Annotated in this window: 24 protein-coding genes, 1 tRNA gene and 1 pseudogene; 19 read left to right on the forward strand and 7 right to left on the reverse strand. The window is 51.7% G+C overall.

What is annotated here, in order from left to right:
- Positions 1-68: 68 nt before the first annotated feature.
- Positions 69-614: an isopentenyl-diphosphate Delta-isomerase gene (gene idi / locus ACLD11_RS06275; RefSeq protein ID WP_000133994.1), complete on the reverse strand. Its 546-nt coding sequence runs from the start codon at positions 612-614 to the stop codon at positions 69-71.
- A gap of 264 nt (positions 615-878) precedes the next feature.
- Between idi and actS the strand changes: the two genes are divergently transcribed.
- Both actS and ACLD11_RS06285 read left to right on the forward strand, forming a co-directional pair.
- Positions 879-1637: an amidase activator ActS gene (gene actS, locus ACLD11_RS06280; protein ID WP_000244325.1), complete on the forward strand. Its 759-nt coding sequence runs from the start codon at positions 879-881 to the stop codon at positions 1635-1637.
- 79 nt (positions 1638-1716) lie between these two features.
- Positions 1717-1790 (forward strand) — tRNA-Gly (locus tag ACLD11_RS06285).
- 131 nt (positions 1791-1921) lie between these two features.
- Here the strand turns inward: ACLD11_RS06285 and ACLD11_RS06290 are convergent.
- Positions 1922-2728 carry a DUF1460 domain-containing protein gene (locus ACLD11_RS06290; protein WP_411014687.1) on the reverse strand — a complete coding sequence of 269 codons (807 nt, stop codon included), beginning with the start codon at positions 2726-2728 and terminating at the stop codon, positions 1922-1924.
- A 182-nt stretch (positions 2729-2910) separates the two neighbouring features.
- Here ACLD11_RS06290 and vapC point away from each other — a divergent pair.
- The 9 genes and pseudogenes from vapC to ACLD11_RS06335 form a co-directional block, all read left to right on the forward strand.
- Positions 2911-3087: pseudogene (gene vapC, locus ACLD11_RS06295) on the forward strand (tRNA(fMet)-specific endonuclease VapC); the annotation flags it as partial.
- 805 nt (positions 3088-3892) lie between these two features.
- Complete coding sequence (locus ACLD11_RS06300) at positions 3893-4429, forward strand: STM3031 family outer membrane protein (RefSeq protein WP_001038499.1); 537 nt, start codon at positions 3893-3895, stop codon at positions 4427-4429.
- Positions 4430-4475: 46 nt separating this feature from the next.
- Positions 4476-5108, forward strand: a complete 633-nt coding sequence (locus ACLD11_RS06305) for a YfdX family protein (protein WP_000835257.1) — start codon at positions 4476-4478, stop codon at positions 5106-5108.
- A 717-nt stretch (positions 5109-5825) separates the two neighbouring features.
- Positions 5826-6407: a fimbrial protein gene (locus ACLD11_RS06310; protein ID WP_079943929.1), complete on the forward strand. Its 582-nt coding sequence runs from the start codon at positions 5826-5828 to the stop codon at positions 6405-6407.
- Between the two features lie 119 nt (positions 6408-6526).
- A complete protein-coding gene (gene stdB, locus ACLD11_RS06315) occupies positions 6527-9016 on the forward strand; it encodes a fimbrial outer membrane usher protein StdB (protein WP_064000872.1) in 2490 nt (829 codons plus the stop codon).
- A gap of 40 nt (positions 9017-9056) precedes the next feature.
- Positions 9057-9800, forward strand: a complete 744-nt coding sequence (gene stdC / locus ACLD11_RS06320) for a fimbrial biogenesis chaperone StdC (RefSeq protein WP_079944917.1) — start codon at positions 9057-9059, stop codon at positions 9798-9800.
- Positions 9797-10864 (forward strand): hypothetical protein, encoded by a 1068-nt coding sequence (locus ACLD11_RS06325; protein ID WP_411014688.1) that lies wholly within the window; start codon positions 9797-9799, stop codon positions 10862-10864. The genes stdC and ACLD11_RS06325 overlap by 4 nt, the downstream gene beginning before the upstream one ends.
- 144 nt (positions 10865-11008) lie before the next feature.
- Positions 11009-11521: a CaiF/GrlA family transcriptional regulator gene (locus ACLD11_RS06330; protein ID WP_411014689.1), complete on the forward strand. Its 513-nt coding sequence runs from the start codon at positions 11009-11011 to the stop codon at positions 11519-11521.
- On the forward strand, positions 11508-12266 hold the full coding sequence (locus ACLD11_RS06335) for a transcriptional regulator (RefSeq protein WP_411014690.1): 759 nt from the start codon (positions 11508-11510) through the stop codon (positions 12264-12266). Before ACLD11_RS06330 ends, ACLD11_RS06335 begins: the two co-directional genes overlap by 14 nt.
- Before the next feature lie 208 nt (positions 12267-12474).
- On the opposite strand, the gene ACLD11_RS06340 is transcribed toward ACLD11_RS06335, so the two are convergent.
- On the reverse strand, positions 12475-13299 hold the full coding sequence (locus ACLD11_RS06340) for a nickel/cobalt efflux protein RcnA (protein ID WP_411011930.1): 825 nt from the start codon (positions 13297-13299) through the stop codon (positions 12475-12477).
- Between the two features lie 121 nt (positions 13300-13420).
- Between ACLD11_RS06340 and rcnR the strand changes: the two genes are divergently transcribed.
- On the forward strand, positions 13421-13693 hold the full coding sequence (rcnR, locus tag ACLD11_RS06345) for a Ni(II)/Co(II)-binding transcriptional repressor RcnR (protein WP_000019953.1): 273 nt from the start codon (positions 13421-13423) through the stop codon (positions 13691-13693).
- A 30-nt stretch (positions 13694-13723) separates the two neighbouring features.
- On the opposite strand, the gene ACLD11_RS06350 is transcribed toward rcnR, so the two are convergent.
- Together ACLD11_RS06350 and ACLD11_RS06355 are read right to left on the reverse strand one after the other, a co-directional pair.
- The gene (locus ACLD11_RS06350; protein WP_000036841.1) at positions 13724-14953 is read right to left on the reverse strand and encodes an amino acid permease; all 1230 of its coding nucleotides are present in this window, start codon (positions 14951-14953) and stop codon (positions 13724-13726) included.
- Positions 14954-15094: 141 nt separating this feature from the next.
- Positions 15095-15550, reverse strand: coding sequence for a multidrug/biocide efflux PACE transporter (locus tag ACLD11_RS06355; protein WP_001519547.1), 456 nt, complete (start codon positions 15548-15550; stop codon positions 15095-15097).
- A 103-nt stretch (positions 15551-15653) separates the two neighbouring features.
- Between ACLD11_RS06355 and ACLD11_RS06360 the strand changes: the two genes are divergently transcribed.
- The 6 genes from ACLD11_RS06360 (at position 15654) to ACLD11_RS06385 (ending at position 22477) form a co-directional block, all read left to right on the forward strand.
- On the forward strand, positions 15654-16517 hold the full coding sequence (locus ACLD11_RS06360) for a LysR family transcriptional regulator (RefSeq protein WP_368372229.1): 864 nt from the start codon (positions 15654-15656) through the stop codon (positions 16515-16517).
- A 122-nt stretch (positions 16518-16639) separates the two neighbouring features.
- Entirely contained in the window at positions 16640-17818 is a 1179-nt protein-coding gene (locus ACLD11_RS06365) for an acetyl-CoA C-acetyltransferase (RefSeq protein WP_080108162.1), read from the forward strand.
- 417 nt (positions 17819-18235) lie between these two features.
- Complete coding sequence (kduI, locus tag ACLD11_RS06370) at positions 18236-19072, forward strand: 5-dehydro-4-deoxy-D-glucuronate isomerase (protein WP_411014691.1); 837 nt, start codon at positions 18236-18238, stop codon at positions 19070-19072.
- A gap of 56 nt (positions 19073-19128) precedes the next feature.
- Positions 19129-19890, forward strand: coding sequence for a 2-dehydro-3-deoxy-D-gluconate 5-dehydrogenase KduD (gene kduD / locus ACLD11_RS06375; RefSeq protein ID WP_000602490.1), 762 nt, complete (start codon positions 19129-19131; stop codon positions 19888-19890).
- 352 nt (positions 19891-20242) lie between these two features.
- Positions 20243-21658, forward strand: coding sequence for an arabinose-proton symporter AraE (gene araE, locus ACLD11_RS06380; protein ID WP_183058801.1), 1416 nt, complete (start codon positions 20243-20245; stop codon positions 21656-21658).
- A gap of 111 nt (positions 21659-21769) precedes the next feature.
- Positions 21770-22477: an aspartate/glutamate racemase gene (locus ACLD11_RS06385; protein WP_000848629.1), complete on the forward strand. Its 708-nt coding sequence runs from the start codon at positions 21770-21772 to the stop codon at positions 22475-22477.
- Here ACLD11_RS06385 and ACLD11_RS06390 read toward each other — a convergent pair.
- A complete protein-coding gene (locus tag ACLD11_RS06390) occupies positions 22449-23384 on the reverse strand; it encodes a LysR family transcriptional regulator (RefSeq protein ID WP_115198352.1) in 936 nt (311 codons plus the stop codon). The two genes, ACLD11_RS06385 and ACLD11_RS06390, sit on opposite strands and share 29 nt — an antisense overlap.
- A 117-nt stretch (positions 23385-23501) precedes the next feature.
- Here ACLD11_RS06390 and lysA point away from each other — a divergent pair, with 117 nt between their 5' ends.
- The gene (lysA, locus tag ACLD11_RS06395) at positions 23502-24764 is read left to right on the forward strand and encodes a diaminopimelate decarboxylase (RefSeq protein WP_000056589.1); all 1263 of its coding nucleotides are present in this window, start codon (positions 23502-23504) and stop codon (positions 24762-24764) included.
- A gap of 9 nt (positions 24765-24773) precedes the next feature.
- Here the strand turns inward: lysA and ACLD11_RS06400 are convergent, their stop codons facing one another.
- Positions 24774-25796 (reverse strand): LacI family DNA-binding transcriptional regulator, encoded by a 1023-nt coding sequence (locus tag ACLD11_RS06400; protein WP_411014700.1) that lies wholly within the window; start codon positions 25794-25796, stop codon positions 24774-24776.
- Between the last annotated feature and the right edge of the window lie 9 nt (positions 25797-25805).

The following is a 25805-nucleotide window of genomic DNA, read 5'->3' on the forward strand; positions in this document are numbered from 1 at the left end:
ATTGCCGGATGGGGCATTAGCCGCCATCCGGCATCTCTTCGTTCAGGCGTAGCACCATCAGGCAATCTTTAACGCTGGCAGTAATTGAGCAGTCGTTCACGCGCTTGTTCGTCTGACGCTTGCATGACCATCCACGGGCTAAATGCCCACGGCGTAGCGAGAAGGCTTTTCCATACGCTTTTAAATTCGCTCCACTGATAGTCCATCACCTCTTCGCTGTTAACCTGTAACACACTGGTTGCCCGCGCGGCAAATACCGGACAGACTTCATTTTCCACAATACCGTTTGGATCTGTCGCCCGATAGCTGAAGTGCGGATAGACGGGGGTGAGATCGGTAATTTCCACGCCGAGTTCGAACCGACAACGGCGGATGATCGCCTCTTCGGTGGTTTCGCCTTGTTGCGGATGACCGCAAACCGAATTCGTCCACACGCCTGGCCAGGCTTTCTTGCTCAGCGACCGTCGTGTTACCAGCAACTGGCCATCTTCGTTAAATAGCCAGCAGGAGAAAGCCAGATGCAAAGGCGTATTAAGCGTATGAGCCGCATACTTTTCCAGTGTGCCGGAAGGCTTATCCTGCTCATCCAATAAAACGACATGTTCCTCAGTCATGAAAGCTCCTGAAAATTAAAATGACCCGGCAGCATGGCCAGGCCATATACTCAGACGATCAGCGTAGCGCATAACAGAAAGAAAGGCATTACCAAAACAGGCCCTGACAGAACGCAGACGAGCGCCATTGTGCCGTGAGTCGATATTATGCTGGCATATCGGATATTCGCGGCATCATCATCCACGCGGCCCCTTTCCGGCGTCAATGGATTGGGCATACGGCATTTGGCTGCTATCATAAGGCGTCTGTCAATAGAGTGAGGAATGGTTTTGAGCGCAGGACGCCTGAACAAAAATAGCCTGGGTATTGCGGTGCTGTTATGCACAGGGCTGCTGCTGGCAGGGTGTTCCAGTAATTCCGGCTCAGGAACGTATTCCGGCTCCGTCTATACCGTTAAGCGCGGCGATACGTTGTATCGTATATCGCGCGCTACGGGAACCAGCGTGAAAGAACTGGCCCGACTGAATGGCATTTCTCCGCCTTATACTATTGAGGTGGGGCAGCGAATTAAAGTGCGCGGCAGCGCAAAGAGTAGCAGTTCAGCACGCAAAACCAGCAATAAAACAGCAACAAAAACTGCTGCGGTCAGACCGTCATCTTCGGTGCCAAAATCCTCCTGGCCGCCGGTGGGGCAGCGTTGTTGGGTATGGCCTGCTAACGGTAAAGTGATTTTACCTTATTCCACCGCGGAGGGCGGAAATAAGGGGATCGATATTGCGGGCGCGCGCGGAACGCCTGTTTATGCGGCGGGAGCGGGTAAAGTTGTCTATGTCGGGAACCAGCTGCGCGGTTACGGCAATCTCATCATGATTAAGCACAATGAAGATTACATTACGGCTTACGCTCATAATGACACCATGCTGGTTAATAATGGGCAAAGCGTTAAAGCGGGGCAAAAAATCGCTACGATGGGCAGCACGGATGCCGCATCCGTAAGACTACACTTCCAGATTCGCTACCGGGCGACGGCCATCGATCCGCTGCGTTATCTGCCGCCGCAGGGGAGTAAACCGAAGTGCTGACGGTGAATTAATCGCCAGTCAGCCAGTAAGTCTCTTGCCAACCAGAGCGTAAGGTTTATAATGCCTTACGCATCTCAAAGCGGGCGTAGTTCAATGGTAGAACGAGAGCTTCCCAAGCTCTATACGAGGGTTCGATTCCCTTCGCCCGCTCCAGACAAATATCTTCTAGTATTTACTAACTCCACGAATTTACAGCAATTTTTCCTGTCGGCCCCACAGTACACAGGGTTTCAATACCTATGTCGGACGGCTATTATCAGCTGGCGACTCCGGTAATGACTTTATCATTCAGCCCGCAGCACAACGATGCCCGGTCTGGAATGCATGTATTCCATAAACGGTGTGTCCACCACTTTTCTGTTTGCGGCCAATGAGGAGGCGTTCCTGAACCACACCTGTTCATCATGGCGAACTACGATACCCACATGTGAAACGTCCAGCCCGTCAAGCGGGGAGTAGACACCGATATAATCCCCGTTTTTTAGGTGGTTCATGACCTGCTGGTTGATGGCTCTTCCGGGAATGTAATTTATTTTACGAGGATGGATGCCCAGACCAGGAATGTACTCGCCGCCATCAGGTTTATGGTTAAGCTGCTTGACAACAACGACATAATCAGGGCTGATATCCGGCGTTACATCCCGTGCATTACGCGGTGCTGCGGCGAACCAGTCAGAGAAGAAGTGCCGGCGGCTGAGATAAGCAACTTTGCCCGCGGCGTAGCGAGTCCTGGCAAGATTATGCAGAAACGATTTCTGATTATCGCTGCGGGCCAGGGCCTCAACGTAATCAGCCAGGGTAAAGCAGTCCACGCCGTTGAAATTCGCTACAAGGACTTCGGGGATGCCGGGCCCACCGATGAGCGTATTTGCCTGATAAGGTGTTCCGAGAAAAGCAGACGATACGCGGCTGATAACTTCTCCATGGTTTTCGCCTTTATAAGGAATGACATCCGACTGGATAATCCGGCTTACTTTTTCTGCCGTAACGCTGTCCATGCTGGTCTGATATTTTTCTGTGCCAGGGACGGTACAGGCCGTCAGATACGCCGATATAAGCAAAATTGTCCATGCATTTACCTTCATTATCATCTCCGGAAAGGTTCAAATCCTTTTTTACCTTTGCCGGAAATGGTTGTGATGGATACAGAAAAACGCCAGAGGTTGATTACAGGTTGAGTAATATGAACGCTGATGATGATAAATGTGAAGATCATCATACGACTTTATTCGCAGTTGTTTTTTGCCTGATCGTCAAAGCCAACATGCCCCTTCAGGCAGCGATACATACCGGTCAAATCCGTGCCGAACTGGCCCGCAAGGGAACACCTGTCGGGCCTTATGACCAGATGATTGCTGGCCATGTCCGTAGCCGCGGACTGGTCGTCGTCACAAACAATCTCCGCGAGTTTGAACGCATTCCGGGTATCCGAATCGAAGACTGGTGCTAATTTCTGCATCAGATGTTATCCCCGGATTCAAACTCTTTTCCGGATTTAGTGGCACAGTCAGTTTGGTTACCTGCTTAATGGTGGTTTGCATCACATTTTTAGCTGGTGGTATTTTTTTATGTTGACTGGAGATACCTGCCAACAGCATAACTTTTACGGCCAGATAATAAATAAAAGAGTACCAAAATGTCGTATTCTGACATGTTTACGAAGGGAGTACCGCTCCCTTCTTTTTTTGTTTCCTGGATACTCACTGAACAATGCCGTTACTGCCCGATAACTGCCGCATCCCCTCACCATAGCCGTTTCCTGCAACTTAAATCACAGACGTTGATTTACCAGGCCCATATGGCTTCTTTCCCGTTATATACCCTTCATACTTCAAGTTGCTTATGTGTTGGCTACGGATTACTCGGTCCATCCATGGGCCTCGCCCTGACGGGCCGTCGCACGCGACGTTAAAATCTGCTCCCGGCAGATTTGTCGCTCACCCCAGTCACATCGTTATCTATGTTCCTGGGGACTCACTCCCTTGCCACCTTTAAGCAACTCGAATTATTTTGGGTATATATCAGTGAACTTCTATTTTTGTCAGTTTTTATTTTTCAGTTTATTTATTATTAAATACTGTTTCTGGCCTGGATATATTTTCGTGAATAGCCTCCCGACAGCCGGAGATAAAGGTATTTGCTGGCGTAACAGCGCTCATAATTTAAAAGATTTATTTATAGTTTGTTATCACGGAAAGATTTTAACTTAATACATGCCAGTAAGGCATCAGGTAAAAATAACCGGAGAGAAGAAGATGAACAAAATGCTATTAGCCGGAAGTGCCGGTATTGTTCTGCTGTCTGCTGCAGCCAGTCCGGTATGGGCAGACGATAATGCCAGTACATTTTCACTTGGATACGCCCAGTCCCATACTAATCACGCCGGGACGTTGCGTGGGGTTCGGCTGGCAAACAACTATGAAATGTCACCGGACTGGGGGCTGACAACCTCATTTGCCTGGCTAAATGGAAGCCAGCGCTATTCCGATGAAAGCAGTAATGGTCGTGTAACAACCCGTTATTACTCCCTACTTGCAGGCCCTTCATGGAAAATAAATAACCAGTTAAGCCTGTATAGTCAAGTGGGCCCCGTATTATTGCATCAGCGTGATCACGGAATAAATGAGTCTGACAGTAAGGTCGGATATGGTTATTCTGCAGGCGTGGCTTATACCCCGGTCAGTAATGTCGCTATAAATCTGGGTTATGAGGGTGCGGATTTTGATGCTACCCATAACAGCGGAAGCCTTAATAGCAACGGCTTTAATCTTGGTGTGGGTTACCGGTTCTGAATAGGATAACCCGATAAAAAATGTTACTTTGTGGAGATGATGGATTATGAAAAGCCATATTATACCGGGCGTTGCGCTGATGGTTATCCTGTTTTCAGGAAATATTATGGCCGCAACAAACATGACTGATAACGTTACTCTGAATAATGACAAGATATCCGGACAGGCCTGGCAGGCCATGCGTGATATCGGAATGTCGCGATTCGAGTTGTTTAATGGTCGAACCCAAAAGGCGGAACAACTGGCTGCGCAAGCAGAAAAACTCCTGAACGATGACAGCACTGACTGGAATCTGTATGTCAAATCAGATAAAAAAGCCCCAGTTGAAGGAGACCGCTATATTCGGATAAATTCATCGATTACGGTAGCAGAAGATTATCTCCCTGCGGGGCAGAAAAATGATGCTATTAATAAAGCAAACCAGAAAATGAAAGAAGGAGATAAAAAAGGGACTATAGAGGCCCTGAAACTAGCAGGCGTCAGTATGATTGAAAATCAGGAACTCATTCCTCTTCAGCAAACCCGTAAGGATGTGACCACAGCGCTTTCCTTGATGAGCGAAGGAAAATACTATCAGGCAGGTCTGATACTGAAATCAGCTCAGGATGGCATAATTGTGGATTCTCAGTCAGTTCAGGAATTACCCACGGCCCCCGTGCAGCACGATTCCGCGCATTAATATCCCCAGCCTGCTGTAGATATTACAGCAGGCAGCATTATGTCTGACAGCTATTACCAGTTTGTTCTTTGCTGTCGGCATTGTTTTTAAATTTCATCCGTGAAGTTCAGTAATGTCAGGGTACCTACATTTATATCTATTGTGATGCTCATCACAAATACAGAAGAATATTATTTCATTTATTATTTTTTATCTCTTCCACTTATGGTGGTTCATAATGATTTATTAAGTTAATGTTTTGGAATTAAACTCCTTTTACTTGCGCTATATCTAGTTTTTTATGCTGCCAGTAATTTCATTGTTATATATGATTAGTATTATGTTTTGTAAATATCCAGTGTGATGGAAAAGCAAAACATACATTCCCGATAACATATTACAAAATATTTCATGTCCGCTGCGAATATCTGTCTGTTAGGTATTCACCCGCTTATAATTACATTAAAAAGTATTTCTTTGATGATTATTCTTAAATTACGATCATAATCATCGATCGTATCGATCTATTTTTATTGTTTTAATTTGAATAAGAATTTTCTTACAACTGATTAGGCATTAGCTGAAATCAATATTTTTCGATGGAAAGTTCAGGTGCTTCGTTTAACACCAGGCGTTTATTATTCATGCGAATCTTTTCTGAACGCTTTCATTAATACCCTCAGATTTGTTTTCAGCCTTTGCAAAATAATTCTCATTCACCCAAAGGACATATTATCTATGCGTAATAAAATAATACTTGCCATGGCGGCTGCCGGTATGATGTATGGCGCTTCTGTATATGCAGTCGATCCACCAACAGCAGGCCCGTTCGGCTCAGGTAAAATTACCTTTACTGGCACCATCACCAACTCCCCCTGTGATATCGCGCCGGGTGACGATGCGATCACCGTTCCGTTTGGACAGATTTCTTACCGTAAACTGAATACCGCCGACGCAACTACGGAATCAAAACCGTTCACTATTCATCTGCAGAACTGTGCTTTCGATCCGAATATCCCGGACACAGCTGGCTCCGCAGGGAAAATGTCCAAAGTGACCGTCTCTTTCTCTGGCGGAGCCAATGTCGCGAAAAAGGCTTACACCACCAGCGGCAGCGCACAGCATGTTGGTGTCCAGCTACTGAAGAGTGACAACACCGCAATTATCGAGCCCAACACCCAGATGCTGGATGGCGACGCTCAGCAACTGCAGGCCGGAAACAACGAACTCAACTTCTATGCCCGGCTAATAGCACTGGATAATGGCGTCACGCCCGGTGACTTCACCGCATCTGTCACCTACACCCTGAGATACCTGTGATTTTACGCGGTAAATAACGACAGGGAGAAGCCGTCCACGGAGGGGTTCGGACGGCTTTTATATCTGACCATGCCTGCGGGCTGTCTGTTACACGGACGACAACACGAAAGCGCCATGCCATGAAAATTACCCGGCTTGCCATTCTGATTACCCTGACATTTTCCGTCCTGAAGTCGCAGGCCACGGAGTTCAATGCCAGCCTGCTGGACAGCGGGAACCTGTCTAACGTGGACCTCACGGCCTTCAGCCGCGAGGGGTATGTGGCGCCCGGTAACTATATTCTCGATATCTGGCTCAATGACCAGCCGGTACGGGAACAGTATCCGGTCAGAGTTGTACCGGTTGCCGGACGCGACGCGGCCGTCATCTGTGTGACAACAGACATGGTGGCCATGCTGGGTCTTAAGGATAAGATTATTCATGGCCTGAAACCCGTTACCGGTATCCCGGACGGGCAATGCCTTGAGCTGCGCTCCGCTGACAGTCAGGTACGGTACAGCGCTGAAAATCAGCGTCTGACCTTCATTATCCCCCAGGCCTGGATGCGTTATCAGGACCCGGACTGGGTGCCGCCTTCACGCTGGAGCGACGGCGTCACCGCCGGCCTGCTCGATTACAGCCTGATGGCCAACCGCTATATGCCGCAGCAGGGGGAGACCTCTACCAGCTACAGCCTCTACGGCACCGCCGGGTTTAATCTCGGTGCCTGGCGGTTGCGGAGCGATTACCAGTACAGCCGTTTTGACAGTGGGCAGGGCGCATCACAGTCCGATTTTTATCTGCCGCAGACGTATCTGTTCCGTGCCCTGCCAGCACTGCGCTCAAAACTGACGCTCGGACAGACGTACCTCAGCTCCGCTATTTTTGACTCCTTCCGCTTTGCCGGGCTCACTTTGGCCAGCGATGAGCGCATGCTACCGCCCTCTCTTCAGGGGTATGCCCCGAAAATCAGCGGCATTGCGAACAGTAATGCACAGGTTACCGTCAGCCAGAATGGCCGCATTCTGTACCAGACCCGGGTGTCACCGGGGCCTTTTGAGCTTCCCGACCTGAGCCAGAATATCAGCGGCAACCTGGATGTCAGCGTCCGGGAAAGCGACGGTAGCGTCCGGACATGGCAGGTCAACACGGCCAGCGTCCCCTTTATGGCACGCCAGGGACAGGTTCGCTATAAGGTGGCCGCCGGACGTCCGCTGTACGGCGGGACGCATAACAACAGCACGGTCAGCCCTGACTTTCTGCTCGGGGAGGCCACCTGGGGAGCATTTAACAACACGTCGCTGTATGGCGGCCTCATTGCCTCCACCGGCGACTACCAGTCCGCGGCGCTCGGGATCGGCCAGAATATGGGGCTGCTGGGCGCTCTGTCTGCGGACGTCACCCGCTCAGATGCGCGGTTGCCGCATGGGCAGAAGCAGTCCGGTTACAGCTACCGTATCAACTATGCCAAAACGTTTGATAAAACCGGCAGTACCCTGGCGTTCGTCGGATACCGCTTCTCGGACCGCCATTTTCTGTCCATGCCGGAGTACCTGCAGCGTCGGGCCACCGACGGCGGCGATGCATGGCATGAAAAACAAAGCTACACCGTGACTTACAGCCAGTCCGTTCCGGTACTCAATATGAGCGCGGCCCTCTCGGTAAGCCGGCTCAATTACTGGAATGCGCAGTCCAACAATAACTACATGCTCAGCTTCAACAAAGTGTTCAGTCTCGGCGACCTTCAGGGGCTCTCGGCCTCGGTGTCGTTTGCCCGTAACCAGTACACCGGCGGGGGGAGCCAGAACCAGGTCTACGCCACCATCAGTATCCCGTGGGGCGACAGCCGCCAGGTGAGCTACAGCGTGCAGAAGGATAACCGGGGCGGCCTGCAGCAGACCGTGAATTACAGCGATTTCCATAACCCGGACACCACATGGAACATCAGCGCCGGCCATAACCGTTATGACACCGGCAGCAACAGCAGCTTCAGCGGCAGCGTGCAGAGCCGTCTGCCGTGGGGCCAGGCGGCAGCGGACGCCACCCTGCAGCCCGGACAGTACCGCAGTCTGGGCCTGAGCTGGTACGGCTCGGTGACGGCCACCGCCCACGGCGCCGCTTTCAGCCAGTCGATGGCCGGGAATGAGCCTCGCATGATGATAGATACCGGAGACGTGGCCGGTGTGCCGGTGAACGGCAACAGCGGGGTGACTAACCGCTTCGGGGTGGGCGTGGTGAGCGCCGGCAGCAGCTATCGGCGCAGCGATATTTCGGTTGATGTGGCCGCCCTGCCGGAGGACGTGGACGTCAGCAGCTCCGTCATCAGCCAGGTGCTGACGGAGGGCGCGGTGGGCTACCGGAAGATTGACGCCAGCCAGGGGGAGCAGGTGCTCGGTCATATCCGACTGGCTGATGGCGCCAGTCCGCCGTTTGGCGCCCTGGTGGTGTCCGGGAAAACCGGCAGAACCGCAGGGATGGTCGGGGATGACGGTCTGGCTTACCTGACCGGACTCAGCGGGGAAGACCGCCGGACCCTGAACGTGTCCTGGGATGGCCGGGTGCAGTGCAGACTCACCCTGCCGGAAACGGTGACACTCAGCCGGGGGCCGCTGTTACTGCCCTGCAGATAAAAATATCCCTGTCACAGAGCAGGACTAAAGGAGAAAACAGGTGAAAAACAGCAGAAGAAGCCGTGTGATTTTACTCGCACTGGCGGCAGCATGGAGCCAGTGCAGCCCGGCGGCCGTCAATGTCGACCGGACCCGTATTATCATGGATGCATCGCAGAAAACGGTGGCCATCACGCTGAATAACGATGACAAAACCACGCCGTTTCTGGCGCAGTCCTGGGTGACGGACGTTGACGGGGTGAGAACCGATGCGCTGATGGCGCTGCCGCCGCTGCAGCGTATTGATGCCGGACAGAAATCCCAGGTCCGTATCACCCAGGTTCGTGGGCTGACAGATAAGCTCCCCCAGGACAGGGAAACACTGTTCTGGTTTAACGTGCGGGGCGTTCCCCCGAAGCCGGAAGACGACAACGTCCTGCAGCTGGCCATGCAGAGCCAGCTGAAACTGTTTTATCGTCCGAAAGCCATTATCAGAAGCAGCAGTGACCAGCCGGAAAGAAAGCTGACTGCTGAGCGGAATGCGGGACACCTGACCCTCAGAAACCCGACGCCGTACTACATCACTGTGGCGTGGCTGGGAGCAGACCGTAGCCACAGGCTCAGCGGTTTCCGCGAGGGCGTGATGGTGCCGCCCTTGGGGAGCCTGCCTTTAAAGGCTGTTCTGCCGGCAGAAACCCGGACGCTGTGGGTGGGGTATATTGATGATTACGGTGGACTGCAGATGAACCGCTACGCCTGCGATGCCCTGAACTGCGCGTTTAAGGACGCAGGGGCAACATCATGACAGAATGGATTTTTAATCTGAAAACAAAACTGACCGTGCTGGTGATGATGTTGTGCTCTTTATGTGTGACTAAAGTGTATGCGGTTGAGCCAAGCCTGAATGAATGTATCATTACCTCTGGTCAGAATATTAATTTTAAAAACATAAATATAACAAACGATAATTACACCCCGGGTCCGGGGACAGTTGTCAGCACAATAACTCAGAAGTTCACTTATTCGTGTAATATATCATCTTTGATTTCAGGTAAACCACCTTTACTGTTATTAAATCAGCCTTATTTCAGAGATTTTACCAAAAAGTTAGACAGTATGGGCCTGGGTTTTCAGGTGTCCGTTACCGACGCTCCTGTCTTAACCTGGGACGATATTAAAGGGATATCGCAGGGAGGAAATGAGCCTAAAGTGGAATTTGGACAGCCTTTACCTCCAGGGCTCACGACACGAACAGCAACTGTAAAAATGGACTTCTTATATCTGACAGCCTACAAAGAGAGCAGTGCTGTGTACACTTTTTCCGGTATAAATAATGTGATGAATGTTGTTCCGGCAAATTATGCTCAAAGAAACAACGGATTTGTTTTATCTGGTTTTAATGTGAGAATTCTCAGAAACGGATTGGGTAAAGTTGACATTGTTCCATTACAGGTCAACTTTGGGCATATTTATACGACTTATGAACCTTCACAGACCAGACAGGCAAATTTTACAGTGATCGCCAGGCAGGTTTTACGACCGGCTATGGGACAGGAATTCACGATCCCGCTGGCCATCACCTTCGGGAAAGGTGCGCTGACACAGGATACCGGGCAAACTCTGAATCTTGTCAGTCTGGATGGCCCCAACAAAGGTCAGCCTAATGGACTCCGGCTTTCAATAAAAGATGATAAAGGAAAAGAGATTACTTTTGATAAACAAGAAGTACTGGGGGATATTACTATTACAGGAACTGTCACCGGTAATGTGTCGAAGGTATATACTGCAGTAATAACCCCGACCCCGGGGGGAAGTGTAAAGACAGGAAAGTTTTCTGCTGCAATACCCGTTACTGTTACCTATAACTAATCGGGGGTGACAGATAATAAAAATAAAAGAGCTGACTGAGTTATCGGGGAACTAATCCCGAATAAACCCACATTAATAATAAATACTATTTAAGAGCTGTTCTTCACCTCCGGAAAATTATTTACCCAGTTATGGAGAGGTTTTATGTGCCCTGATAATACACACGCAAAAAAGCAGTACCTTATCCCAGGTAACGATATTCATTATCCCGGACAGACCAACCATGATGCCTGTTTTATTCCGGTAAGTGTCCGCCAGTATGCCGGCGAGCCCCTGTATATCATCGTGGCACACTGGTGCCTGTTGCAGCAGAACTGGGTTCAGCGTAACCAGATAGCAGAGGCGTTTCACATCACGGCCAGACGAGCCAGCTACCTGATTGCCTATCTGCGGAGCAAAACATCGCGGGTGGTCAGCATCTGCCGTCACCAGACCCTGCCCAATAAAGCACGACGCTATGAGATTTATGTTATCCGGGTTCTTGGCAGTCCCACCCCGTCCACGCGCCGTGAAAAAGCCGGACCGCCGCTGGTATCAAAACGCCGGGTCGGTAATGGTGACAGGTCGATGGCAAATGAACTGTGGAACCGGCTGTGCAGTAACAGAAATGCGGGAAAGATCCTGAAAAAGAAGGAGGATGAGGATGACGGAACATAACCGGATGCCGGCCCGGCAGATTATCGTTTACGGTGACTGCTGGCCGGTGACGATCGCCGTGGCACACCTGGTCCGAAGATTTCTGCCGGGCTGCAACTGTGAAACCGCATACAGGCTGCCTGTTCTGTTGCAGCAATTACGTCGGAAACCGGAGGCCATACTGATACTGTGTCTGCGTCCCCGTGAACATCTCTTTTTGTTCTATTCGCTGAGGCAGATACTGCCGGACTACCCGGTTATGATTATCAGCGATGAGCTGTTTTTCAGCGACCGGGTGGTACTGAAGGTATACGGCGGCATCCCGGCGCTGCTGGAGCAGGAACTGGCGGAGATACTTATTCGGTGGCGGCGGGATGAACAGTGGGCCGGGGGCGCACGCCTGCGCAGGACAGGAGCGCTGGACGCCTTTTTGTTATCTCTGGCTCCGGTGACGGGCTTTCTGGAGGTGCCAGCGATATTTAACAATCCGAAGCGGTTGATGAACTATATGGACCAGTTGATGCACCGGGAGATACTGGCATGCGGAGTGAGCCTGGCCCAGTTACGCTTGCTTCAGGAAGTTTACCGTGGACGGGGAAGGTTGTCAGCGTTGTGTGGAAGGCTGAATACGCAGGAGAAGCAAATCTGGCAGGACAAATACCGGTTACTGGTGAAGCTGGGAATGCGGAACCGATTACGGGAACTGCTGTTTGGTACCCGGTTTTGTAAATCACTGCAGCGAACTCCGTTTATCGCTCCGCAATAACCCGCCTCCGGCGACCCTATCCAGAAACCCTGAAACGCCGGCTAAACCCGGTGGCGGTGGGGTATGTTTTGCCTGTGGTGTATGGAGTAAAATACAGAATTCAGGCGGGACGCTGAGTGTATGGCCTTTCATACCGTTTGATAAGTAAAAACGCTTCTGGAATGAAACCCGACGTGAATGATACGTCCTGAGCAGAAGCGTTACATATTTACTGTATGATCCCGGTATAGCCATGAATTCCCATATACACGCCGACCAGACCAATCAGAATGCTCGAAAAATAGGGCGCCCGCCGGGCAAGCGTCGAAAAACCACTCCAGCGCTTTGCTGCCTGTTGAACGCTTATCGCCGCGCCCACGCCTACCGTCACCAGCGTTAATGCCAGGCCAAGACTAAAGCTCAGCACCATCGTGGCGCCCAGCGTAAACGCTTTAAGCTGGATACAAATCAGTAAAACGGTGATCGCAGCCGGACAGGGGATAAGCCCTCCGGTCAGGCCGAACAGCAGGATCTGTCCATTAGTCACTGTTTGACCATCAAAACGGCGTTGAATATCAGCAGCATGGGCGCGTTCATGGGCATCCTGATACGCTTTTGACGTTGCGCCTTCCGGATGTATGTGACCATGATGGTCGTGGTCGTGGTCGTGGTCGTGGTCGTGGTCGTGATGATGATTTCCCGCCAGCCACTGCTGCTCGCCTCGCCATGTCCGCCAGAACATCCAGCACGCGGTGCTCAGAATAATAATCGCAGAAATTAACTGCAGCCATGGTTCCACTGATTGTGCGGTGAATGCCCGGCTAAGATACATCCCACCCAGCGCGATTAACCAGACGATCGCGGTATGAGAAAGCGTTGCTGCCAGACCGAGCATGACGGCCTGTTTAACCGTACCTTTAATGGCAATGATAAAAGCCGCCATCATAGTTTTGGAGTGCCCTGGTTCAAGCCCGTGCAAAATACCTAATAAAATGGCGCTGGGAATGAAGAACCAGCCGTTTCCTTGCTGAAGAAGTGTCGAAAATTCACCCATGAGAATGATTCTTAGTTGTTTTATGTGGGCGTCATTCTACTCCCCCCTAGTATGCAATACTACCCCCCAGTAGCCTCGTAATGCTATAATTTGTATTTGTTAATGTTAGTGAGGTGTTGCAATGTCACATACCATCCGGGACAAACAAAAGCTTAAAGCCAGAACCAGCAAGATTCAGGGACAGGTGATAGCGCTAAAAAAAATGCTGGATGAACCGCATGAATGCGCGGCCGTGTTACAACAGATCGCGGCGATTCGCGGCGCGGTAAATGGCTTAATGCGCGAGGTGATTAAAGGGCATCTGACCGAGCATATCGTTCATCAGAGTGATGAAGCCAGACGTGAAGAAGATCTGGACGTCATATTAAAGGTGCTGGATTCTTATATAAAATAGCCGGGAGTTATATCCCGGCTATCTTTTACTTTAGCCGAAAAACATCACTGATACGCAAAGTAAACCGACGACCAACGTAATGAAATTACCTACTGATCGGTAGGGTTTTAATGCCGGTATCAGGTACGTTGACAACGTGGGCATAATAAACAGAATCATCGCAATGAGCGGGCCGCTAATGGCATAAATCATAGAGATGGCATTCGGGTTAATACAGCAAATAATAAACGTAATCCCGGAAACCAGCATGATAGACAGCGCGCGATTGAACGCCCGGCTTTTTTTCACGCCAACCTGCTGTAGGGTGGTTCTTACCATTTCGGTTGCGCCCTCAATGACGCCGAAATAGGTACCGAGGAAAGATTTCGACATGGCCACGACGGCAACGATAATACCGGAAATAGAGAGCCAGGCCGGCGCATTGGGCATCATCGAGAGCGCGGAAAGGATGGTAACGCCTTCGTTGCGCGCGTCTTCAATGTATGACGGCGGAATGGAGAGCAGGCAGCTAAAGACAAAGAACAGCACGCTCAGACAGATAATCAGATAGGCGACCTTCATGATCTTTCTGCATTTATCCATGGCCTGATCGCCAAAATTTTCCCGTCTGTCGATGGCAAACGTCGAAATAATGGGCGTATGGCTAAAAGCAAAAACCATCACCGGAATAGAAATCCATACCTGGTGCAACGTGTGACTATCCAAAGACATCTGCCCGGTCAGTAACGAGGGTTGCCAGCTTCCGGTTAAGTAGAGCGAAAGGAACAAGAAGTAAGCGATAAGTGGAAAGACTAAAAAGCCCATTACGCGAAGAGTGGCATGTCTTCCCATTAAGAAAATCATATTCAGGATAAGTACTACGCCGAAGCTAACTGCCATCCGGATGCGAATATCTATCTGAATATGCTTCGCTAATTGCTCTGTCAGGGAATTGGTAATCGCCACAGCATAAATTAATACCACGACAAAAAACGCAATGAAATAAAGCGTGGTAATAATACTGCCGATTTTCTTGCCGTAATAATGAGTAACGGCGCCAGTAATTCCCTCACCGGCAGATGTCTTTGAGGAAAGAATAAACTGACACAGCGCCTTATGCGGCCAGTATGTTAGAGGCCAGGCGACCAGCGCGGTAATAAATAGCACGATTGCGCCTGCCGATCCCAACTGGATGGGAAGGAAAAGAGTGCCTGCGCCTACAGCCGTTCCGTATAATGCAAAACTCCAGAGAGTCTCATCTTTTGACCAAATTTTAGACATTATTTGAATTTATCAACTATAAAACCCACAAAAAGAAGCGCAATTTACCATAAATAGCGTCAGTTGGGGGCGTTTTAAGCAGATGGATGTCGTGGAGGAAGGGGGCCGGGAGCGTTGCGATCCCGGCAAAAAAGCGCAATATCATGCACTAACGCGCTGTTGGCGGCGGGTCACTATTCGCTGGCGTAAAACATCGTATGCCCAGTTGTACAGCATCGTGTACGGCAAAAAGAACAGGAAGAAACCAATTTCCAGGGTGAATGCTTGTAGCAGGCTGACATTCAGTACCCAGGCGACAATACTCACGCCAATGACAATAAACCCACTTTCAAATCCTAACGCATGGAGTGCGCGCACTTTGGCGGTTCGTCTCACCTGATGCGCGGGCCACAGTCGATCAAACAGAGCGTTATAAATGATATTCCAGATCATGGCCGTCGTTGCCAGCAATATCGTCAGGCCGCCCATCTCCAGCACCGAGCGCTGCATTAGCCAGGCGGTCGTTGGCGCCAGTATTGCAGTCGCAATACCTTCAAAACAGACAGCATGGAAAATACGCTCCGGCAGCGAGCGACGTTGTATGGCGTCATGTTGCATAAACGAAAAAACCTTACTCTTAATCAAGCTAAAGAAATTTCCGCTATTTTATCGTTTAATGTGATACCTAAAAGATAACATCCATCGATAAAGTAGATAGGTTATGCGTTACTCACCTGAAGCGTTAATGGCATTTGTTGAGACCGTCTCTTGCGGTTCGTTTTCTGCGGCGGCGCGCCGCCTGCGTAAAAGCCAGTCCACCATTAGTACCGCCATTGCGCATCTGGAGGCGGATCTGGGATTTTCATTATTTGATCGATCATCGCGCCAGCCCGTTCTGACCGAAGAAGGAAAACGGGTGCTTAGCTATGTTCAGGCTATTTTATCGGCGAGCGACCGTCTGGATGAGGTGGCGCTGACGTTATCCGGCGAGACGGAGACAAGACTCACGTTCGTCCTCTCTGATACCCTGCACCCTGACAGTCTGGAAGAGTTAATGGCGCAGTTTGATCGTCAATTTCCGCATACCGAGTTTGAATGCTTGATCGGAGAAAATGATGATGTCATCGACCTGCTGCAAAAAGGGCGCGCCCAGATAGGCCTGATTGAAGCGCGTGATGACTATCCCACAAACATTGGCGCGACGCGTCTGCCTGTTCAAAGCTGGATGGGGGTTTATGTGGCGACCACGCATCCGTTGGCGTCGCAGACGAACCTGCAATGGGAGCAACTGCATACCTGGCGCGAGCTGCGTCTGAATACCTACCTTGACTCTAACGCCAACATTACGCGCGGCCCGGCCTGGTCAGCGCCAAACTATTTATTGCTGTTGAGCATGGCGGTTCAGGGATTTGGCTGGTGCGTATTGCCCTGCGCGCTGGTGGAAGAGTTTGCGGCGGAAAAACCGCTGGCGCAGCTGGATGTTCCTGGCTGGCCGAGGGCGATTGCTATTGATTTGCTATGGAACAAGAAGACGCCGCCCGGAACGGCGGGGAACTGGCTTCGCTACCATCTGCAGCAGAAATAAGCTGCGCCACCGTCAAATCAGCGTCATTTCCTTTGTGATAAAACTCACTTTTTTTAAACAATCAAGATAACTAATTTTAACAATGCTCTACTATGGCGGTGTCATTTTGCGCTGAGGTGGTAATGAAAGAGGTTGTGATAGTGGGGGCTTTACGGACACCCATCGGCTGTTTTCAGGGAACGCTGGCCCGTCATTCCGCCGTCGAGCTGGGGAGCATGGTCGTAAAAGCGTTAATTGAGCGCACCGGCGTGGACGCTAATGCTATCGATGAGGTCATCCTCGGTCAGGTGCTGACGGCTGGCGCCGGGCAGAATCCGGCGCGCCAGTCAGCCATCAAAGGAGGGCTGCCGACTACCGTTTCCGCCATTACCATTAATGACGTTTGTGGTTCCGGTTTAAAAGCGTTGCACCTGGCGACGCAGGCTATTCAGTGCGGCGAAGCGGACATTGTTATTGCGGGCGGGCAGGAGAATATGAGCCGTGCGCCGCATGTCCTCAATGACAGCCGTAGCGGCGCGTTGCCTGATGCCGACAATCTGGTGGATAGTCTGGTACATGATGGCTTATGGGATGCCTTCAACGATTATCACATTGGCGTGACGGCAGAAAACCTGGCGCGGGAATATGGCATCAGCCGCGAGTTACAGGATGCTTATGCGCTCAGTTCGCAGCAAAAAGCCAGGGCCGCGATTGATACCGGGCGTTTTAAAGATGAGATTGTCCCCATCGTCACGCAACGTAATGGGCAGACCGCAATTGTCGATACGGATGAACAACCGCGGGCCGACGCCAGTGCGGAGGGGTTAGCCCTGCTGCATCCGGCGTTTGATAGTTTAGGTTCGGTGACGGCGGGTAATGCCTCCTCAATCAACGATGGCGCCGCCGCGGTGATGATGATGAGCGAGACGAAAGCCCAGGCGCTGGGGCTGCCGGTGCTGGCGCGCATCCGCGCGTTTGCCAGCGTCGGCGTCGATCCTGCGCTAATGGGGATTGCGCCGGTATATGCTACCCGGCGCTGTCTGGAGCGTGCCGGCTGGCAACTGGCGGAGGTCGACCTTATCGAAGCCAACGAAGCGTTTGCCGCCCAGGCGTTGTCGGTAGGAAAAATGCTGGAATGGGATGAGCGACGGGTAAACGTTAATGGCGGCGCGATTGCGCTGGGGCATCCCATTGGCGCTTCCGGCTGTCGAATTCTGGTTTCACTGGTGCACGAAATGGTTAAACGCGACGCGCGAAAAGGCCTGGCGACGCTGTGTATCGGTGGCGGTCAGGGCGTTGCTTTAGCCATTGAACGCGACTGATCCTGCGCCAGTTATCCTTTTCCTGCTTTAGTATTCCTGTCATAAAAATCCCTCTATCACGAGGGCAAAGCCAGTGACAGAACCCCCTTTTTCGTTATAGCGCAGAACGTGTTACCGCGTCGGGCATTGCAGACGCGTACCGCTTTTAATTCAATTCGCACATAAAACAAGCTCCAATTTTTATCTGAGTAACCGCATACAGCATCTGGCGCACATGTCTGAAAATCAGACATGTGTGTAAGTTTTAGCGCCGATCGTGATCGCTACAGCAGTTTTAAAAATAACCAACCATATAAATGAAACGTTGTTTTATTTATTGTTGAAAACCTTCATCCAGGCGACTATGATGCCGTTAAATAAATCAAAACAGTGTTTTGATTTTATGCCGTTGCGATCGATTTATCATTGGAGGGAAAGGTGGACGTAAGGCAAAGCATCCATAGCGAACACGCTAAAACGCTGGACACCCAGGCGCTGCGACGCGAGTTTTTAATAGAAAATATTTTTGTCGCTGATGAATATACGATGGTCTACAGCCATATCGACCGTATTATTGTCGGCGGCATTATGCCCGTCAGCCATCCCGTTGAAATTGGCGGAGAGGTGGGTAAACAGCTTGGCGTTTCCCGGTTACTGGACCGCCGCGAGCTGGGCGTCATTAATATTGGCGGCGCGGGCGCCATTATCGTTGACGGGCAGCGCCATGACATTGGCCATCGTGATGCTCTGTATATTGGTAAAGGGGCGAAAGAGCTGGCCTTCGTCAGCAATGAGGCGAGCAGACCGGCGAAGTTTTATTACAACTGCGCGCCAGCGCATACCGCTTATCCGACGAAAAAAGTGTCGCCTGCCGACGTTGCGCCCGTCACCTTAGGCGATAACCTCACCAGTAACCGTCGCACCATCAATAAATACTTCGTACCGGATGTACTGGAAACCTGTCAGCTCAGTATGGGACTCACCGAACTGGCGCCCGGCAATCTATGGAACACCATGCCATGCCATACCCATGAGCGCCGTATGGAAGTGTACCTCTATTTCAATATGGAAGAGGACAGTTGCGTTTTCCATATGATGGGGCAGCCTCAGGAAACCCGTCATATTGTGATGCGTAATGAACAGGCGGTTATTTCCCCAAGCTGGTCAATACATTCCGGCGTTGGCACCAAAGCCTATACGTTTATTTGGGGCATGGTGGGAGAAAATCAGGTCTTCGATGACATGGATCACGTTGCGGTACAAGATCTGCGCTAGTCGCGACCGGTGATAACGCCTGTGCGTGACAGGCATGACAAAAATAAGGATTAACAATGATTTTGAATGCATTTTCTCTTGAAGGTAAAGTCGCGGTTGTGACGGGGTGCGATACCGGATTGGGGCAGGGGATGGCGTTAGGACTGGCGGAAGCGGGCTGTGACATTGTCGGTATTAACATTGTTGAACCGACGGAAACTATTGCGCGCGTCACCGCTCTGGGACGTCGTTTTTTAAGCCTGACAGCCGATCTGCGTCAAATCGATGGTATTCCGGCGTTACTGGAACGGGCGGTGGCGGAATACGGTCATATTGATATTCTGGTGAATAACGCGGGTTTGATCCGTCGTGAAGATGCGATTGATTTCACGGAAAAAGACTGGGATGACGTCATGAACCTGAACATCAAGAGCGTGTTCTTTATGTCTCAGGCGGCGGCAAAACATTTTATTGCCCAGGGCAACGGCGGCAAAATTATTAATATCGCGTCTATGCTCTCCTTCCAGGGCGGTATTCGCGTTCCGTCTTATACCGCGTCGAAAAGCGGCGTAATGGGAATAACGCGTCTGATGGCGAACGAGTGGGCGAAACACAATATCAATGTAAACGCCATCGCGCCGGGCTATATGTCCACGAATAATACCCAGCAATTGCGCGCTGATGCACAACGTAGCGCCGAAATTCTCGACCGTATTCCGGCTGGACGTTGGGGGCTACCGGGCGATTTAATGGGCCCGGTAGTCTTCCTGGCATCCAGCGCCGCTGATTATATTAACGGCTATACCATAGCGGTAGATGGCGGTTGGCTGGCGCGTTAATCCGCTACCGACAAATACGTTTCTGGGAAAGTCGACTCCTGGACCGAAAAACTGATAAAGCCCTGTCCTCGTACAGGGCTTTTTTATGATCTCATTAGCATAGTCCATATTGTGGGTTTAACTTAATCCATATATCGTTAAACAATAGTCATGACCAATGCTTTAATTCATTGAAATATTGGTGGTTTGAAAAAATACCCGGCAACGGTGTTAAATTTAAAAAGTGTAATATCCATCACATATCGCTATAGCGTAGCCATTTAATCCATATTTATGCCGTTTCCAGCCTGACACTTGTGGAAGAGTATCCCGTACTTTCAGGCTATGTCTTACTCTGTTGTGGCAGGAAAATATGGTCTCTATTAATGACTCTGCTTTAACGCCGCGTTCGCTTCGCGATACACGACGTATGAATATGTTTGTTTCGGTTTCTGCAGCGGTAGCGGGGCTGTTATTTGGTCTGGATATCGGCGTTATCGCTGGGGCGCTGCCTTTTATTACCGACCATTTCGTACTGACCAGCCGGCTGCAGGAATGGGTCGTCAGCAGTATGATGCTTGGCGCGGCAATTGGCGCATTATTTAACGGCTGGCTTTCATTCCGGCTGGGGCGTAAGTATAGCCTGATGGCCGGCGCGATTTTGTTCGTGCTCGGCTCGCTGGGGTCGGCGTTTGCTTCCAGCGTGGAAGTATTGATTGGCGCCCGCGTGATACTGGGCGTAGCAGTAGGGATTGCGTCCTATACCGCGCCGCTTTATCTCTCTGAAATGGCAAGTGAAAATGTTCGCGGCAAAATGATCAGTATGTATCAACTGATGGTGACGTTAGGCATTGTGCTGGCTTTTTTATCCGATACGGCATTCAGCTACAGCGGCAACTGGCGCGCGATGTTGGGCGTGCTGGCGTTGCCTGCGGTGTTGCTCATTATTCTGGTGGTATTTCTGCCGAATAGTCCGCGCTGGCTGGCGCAAAAAGGTCGCCATATCGAAGCGGAAGAGGTGCTGCGTATGCTGCGCGATACCTCGGAAAAAGCCCGTGATGAACTGAATGAGATTCGGGAAAGCCTCAAACTCAAGCAGGGCGGGTGGGCATTATTTAAAGCTAACCGCAATGTTCGCCGCGCCGTGTTCCTCGGTATGTTGCTACAGGCAATGCAGCAGTTCACCGGCATGAACATCATTATGTACTATGCGCCGCGCATTTTTAAAATGGCCGGCTTTACCACCACGGAACAGCAAATGATCGCGACGCTGGTGGTCGGACTGACCTTTATGTTCGCGACTTTTATCGCCGTCTTTACGGTCGATAAGGCCGGGCGTAAACCGGCGTTAAAAATCGGTTTTAGCGTAATGGCGTTAGGGACATTGGTGTTGGGCTACTGCCTGATGCAGTTTGATAACGGTACGGCATCAAGCGGCCTCTCCTGGCTTTCCGTTGGGATGACGATGATGTGTATCGCCGGTTACGCGATGAGCGCCGCTCCGGTGGTGTGGATATTATGTTCGGAAATCCAGCCGCTGAAATGTCGTGATTTTGGCATTACCTGTTCAACCACGACAAACTGGGTATCGAACATGATCATCGGCGCGACATTCCTGACTCTGTTGGACAGCATTGGCGCGGCAGGTACATTCTGGCTCTACACCGCGCTGAATATCGCTTTTATCGGCATCACTTTCTGGCTGATTCCGGAAACCAAAAATGTCACCCTGGAGCACATCGAACGCAAGCTGATGGCGGGCGAGAAGCTAAAAAATATTGGCGTGTAATCACCTCACCCATGCCGGATGACGCCTGTTATCCGGCATGATGAAAAATAGACTGGAAACGGATGTGTAAGTTTGCTTCACTGCCATAATGCTTTAAAAAAGGAGAGCGCAGTGAAAACGATCGGGCTGTTGGGGGGGATGAGCTGGGAATCGACTATCCCTTATTACCGTTTAATCAATGAAGGCATTAAACAGCAGTTGGGAGGCCTGCACTCGGCGAGCTTACTGCTGCATAGCGTAGATTTCCACGATATTGAAGTATGTCAACGCCGCGGCGAATGGGATAAAGCGGGCGATATCCTGGCGCAGGCCGCGCAGGGGTTACAGCAGGCGGGCGCAGAAGGCATTGTGCTGTGTACCAACACCATGCATAAAATCGCGCACATTATTGAATCTCGTTGTTCTCTGCCTTTCCTACACATCGCGGATGCTACCGGGCGAGCCATCGCCCGTCAGGGGTTGCATCGCGTGGCGCTATTAGGGACTCGCTATACGATGGAGCAGGATTTTTATCGCGGGCGGCTGGAACAGCAATTTGCGATTGAGACCATCGTGCCGGAGGCGGACGATCGGGCGCGTATCAATCAGGTCATTTTTGACGAGCTCTGTCAGGGGACATTCACTGACGCGTCGCGCCACTATTATTTACAGGTGATCGAACAACTGGCTGCGCAAGGCGCGCAGGGCGTTATTTTTGGCTGCACTGAAATAGGTTTGCTTGTTCCCCAGACGCAAAGCGCGCTACCGGTTTTCGATACTACGGCAATTCATGCCGCAGATGCCGTGAGCTTTATGCTTTCGTCATCGGCCCCAGAATAACCTCCAGCGGTTCGACCAGGCGCGAAAGATGCGTTTGTAAATGCTTACTGAAGGCGTCAACCAGCGCGGAGGCGGGGCGGTGTAGCGGGCGAATCAGGCTGACGGTAAAGGGCACGTCAATGCTGAAGCGGCGAACGGTGACGCCGCTGGCGGCATAGTCCAGCGCGGTCAGCGGGTTAACTATCGAAACGCCCGCCCCGGCGCGCACCATCGCGCAGACGGAGGCCGCGCTATGCGTTTCCACCACCATTCTGCGCTTCACCTGATGTTCGGCAAATAACGTATCCAACAACTGTCGATAGCTGTCCAGGCGGGAGAGGCTGATAAAGTTTTCCCCCTGAAAATCGTCTGGCGTCAGTACCGTTTTAGCGGCAAGCGGATGGTCGCAGGGCAGTACGCACACTTCATTTAGCGTTAGTAACTCGGTACGGGTTGTTCCTGCCGGGGCATGAAGCGTCTCCGTCAGCCCTAAGTCGTGGCGCTGAGCGGAGAGCCACTCTTCCAGCAACGGCGACTCCTGCGGCACAATATTCAGGCTGACATCCGGATAACGCGCCAGAAAAGGCGGTAGTAGCGGCGGCAAAAAGGATTGTGAAAAGACCGGCAGGCAGGCGACAGAGAGCTCGCCCTGACGGAACTCGCGCAGACTTTCCGCCGCGCTGACGATGCGATCCAACCCATACCAGGAGCGTTGTACCTCTTCGAACAGGCGTAGCCCTTGCACCGTCGGATGCAAGCGCCCGCGTGTGCGCTCAAACAGCGTTAATCCCAGCACTTTCTCAAAACGCGCCAGCTCGCGACTGACGGTAGGCTGCGAGGTATGCAGCAGCCGCGCCGCTTCGGTGAGATTTCCGGCGGTCATTACGGCATGAAAAATTTCAATGTGACGTAAATTAACGGCAGCCATACGTTTCCCTGAATCATTTATCCCATATCATTTTTGCATAGACTGACAATAAAACGATATTTTTTATTCTTTCTAAGGTATGGCGTAATCGTTAAAAAGCCCGTTCCGGAGTTTGTTATGTCATTGCCGCATTATCACGCTGAAACTGACCTTAACGCTGAAAATTTGCTCAGATTGCCTGCTGAATTCGGTTGTCCGGTCTGGGTCTATGACGCGCACATTATTCGCCGTCAGATAGCCGCCCTGCAGCAGTTTGACGTCGTGCGTTTTGCGCAAAAAGCCTGTTCGAACATTCATATCCTGCGCTTAATGCGCGCGCAGGGTGTCAAGGTGGATTCTGTTTCATTGGGGGAGATCGAACGTGCGCTGGCGGCGGGCTACGATCCGCAAACGTGCCCTGATGATATCGTTTTTACCGCCGATGTGATTGACGCCGCCACGCTGGCGCGCGTCAGCGAACTGCATATTCCGGTCAATGCTGGCTCGGTAGATATGCTGACGCAGCTTGGTCAGGTTTCGCCTGGGCATCGCGTCTGGTTGCGCGTGAATCCTGGCTTTGGTCACGGCCACAGCCAGAAAACCAACACCGGGGGCGAAAACAGCAAGCACGGCATCTGGCATAGCGATCTTCCGGCGGCGCTGGCGGTAATGCAGAAATACCGACTGAAACTTGTCGGTATCCATATGCACATTGGTTCCGGCGTCGATTATGGCCATCTGGAGCAGGTTTGCGGCGCGATGGTACGTCAGGTGCTGGAATGTGGCCAGGATGTGGAGGCGATTTCGGCAGGCGGCGGACTCTCGATACCTTATCGTGAGGGAGAAGAGCCCGTTGATACGCGCCATTACTATGGTTTGTGGAACGCGGCGCGCGAGCAAATCGCCCGCCATCTGGGACATGCGGTCAAACTTGAGATCGAACCCGGACGTTATCTGGTGGCGCAATCGGGCGTGCTGGTGACGCAGGTGCGTAGCGTAAAACAGATGGGAAGCCGCCATTTCGTGCTGGTAGATGCGGGTTTTAACGATCTGATGCGCCCGGCGATGTACGGTAGCTATCACCGTATTTCGGCGCTGGCGGCGGATGGTCGCGCGCTTGAAAATGGCCCGTGGGTCGAGACGGTGGTCGCCGGGCCGCTATGCGAATCAGGCGATGTTTTTACGCAGCAGGAAGGGGGAATGGTTGAAACACGCGCCTTACCTGCGGTCATCCCCGGCGATTACCTCGTATTGCACGATACCGGCGCGTACGGCGCGTCTATGTCATCGAATTACAACAGCCGCCCGCTCCTGCCGGAAGTGCTGTTTGACAATGGACAGGCGCGGCTGATCCGCCGTCGTCAAACCATTGAAGAGCTGTTAGCGCTGGAGATGCTCTGAAGCGCATCATTAGGCCGGACGTTGAAAAAACGGGCCTGCGGCGACGGACTCGCGCAGAATCAGCGTGCCGGTAAAGGGCGGGATCGGGGCGACCGGCTCGCTGTTCGCCAGACGAACGGCCTGATCGATCGCGGTGGCTATCATATCCTCGATGGGTAAATAGACTGTTGAAAGCCCCGGTTCAAGCCAGGTTGCGCCCGGCGCATCGTCAAAACCAAACAGCGACACATCCTGCGGGATGCGTAATCCGGCCTGGCGCAGCGCTTTTGCCGCGCCCAGCGCCGTGTCATCATTACAGGCGAATAGCGCGCTAAACGTGACGCCTTCCTCCAGTAATTCCCGGCAGGCGTCATAGCCGCGCGTCAGCGTGTAATCGCCGTATTTCACTTTTGCCGGTTGCCAGGGAATGCCATATTTTTCCAGCGCCTTGCGATAACCCGCTACGCGTGATGTGCCGGTGGGAGTATGAACAGGCAGCGTAATACAGGCGATATCGCGATGGCCCTGCGTAATCAGATATTCCACCGCCTGGAATGCCGCCGTCTCCTGCTCGAAGAAAATAGCGCGATCGCGGGCCTGAGTGACGTTGCGATTAATAATCACCAGCGGCATTTCCGTGGCGTCAATCAACGACAAAATCGCCGGCTCATCCATATAGCGAGTGTAAAGAATAATAGCGTCGCACTGTCTGTCGGCCAACATTTGTACGGCTTTCTGCTCTCGTTCCGGCGTATCGTGACCATCGGTGACGACCAACTGCTTGTTATGAGACTCCGCCTGGCGCGACGCCCGGCGCAACAAACTGCCAAAATAGAAGCCGTCAAACGTAGAGACGACCAGACCGATGCTGCTGCTGGTGCGATTCGCCAGCGAGCGTGCCAGCAGGTTGGGGCGATAGCCCAGAGCCTGCATCGCCGTAAACACTTTCTGGCGCGTACTTTCTTTTACCTGTCCCGTTCCATTCAGCACCCGTGAGACGGTGGCCTTTGATACGCCCGCATGGCGGGAAACATCCAGCATTGTCGCCATCATGCTACCCTG

Source organism: Salmonella sp. 741265116_PST, from assembly GCF_046567715.1.
In the GTDB taxonomy this organism is placed as follows: domain Bacteria; phylum Pseudomonadota; class Gammaproteobacteria; order Enterobacterales; family Enterobacteriaceae; genus Salmonella; species Salmonella enterica.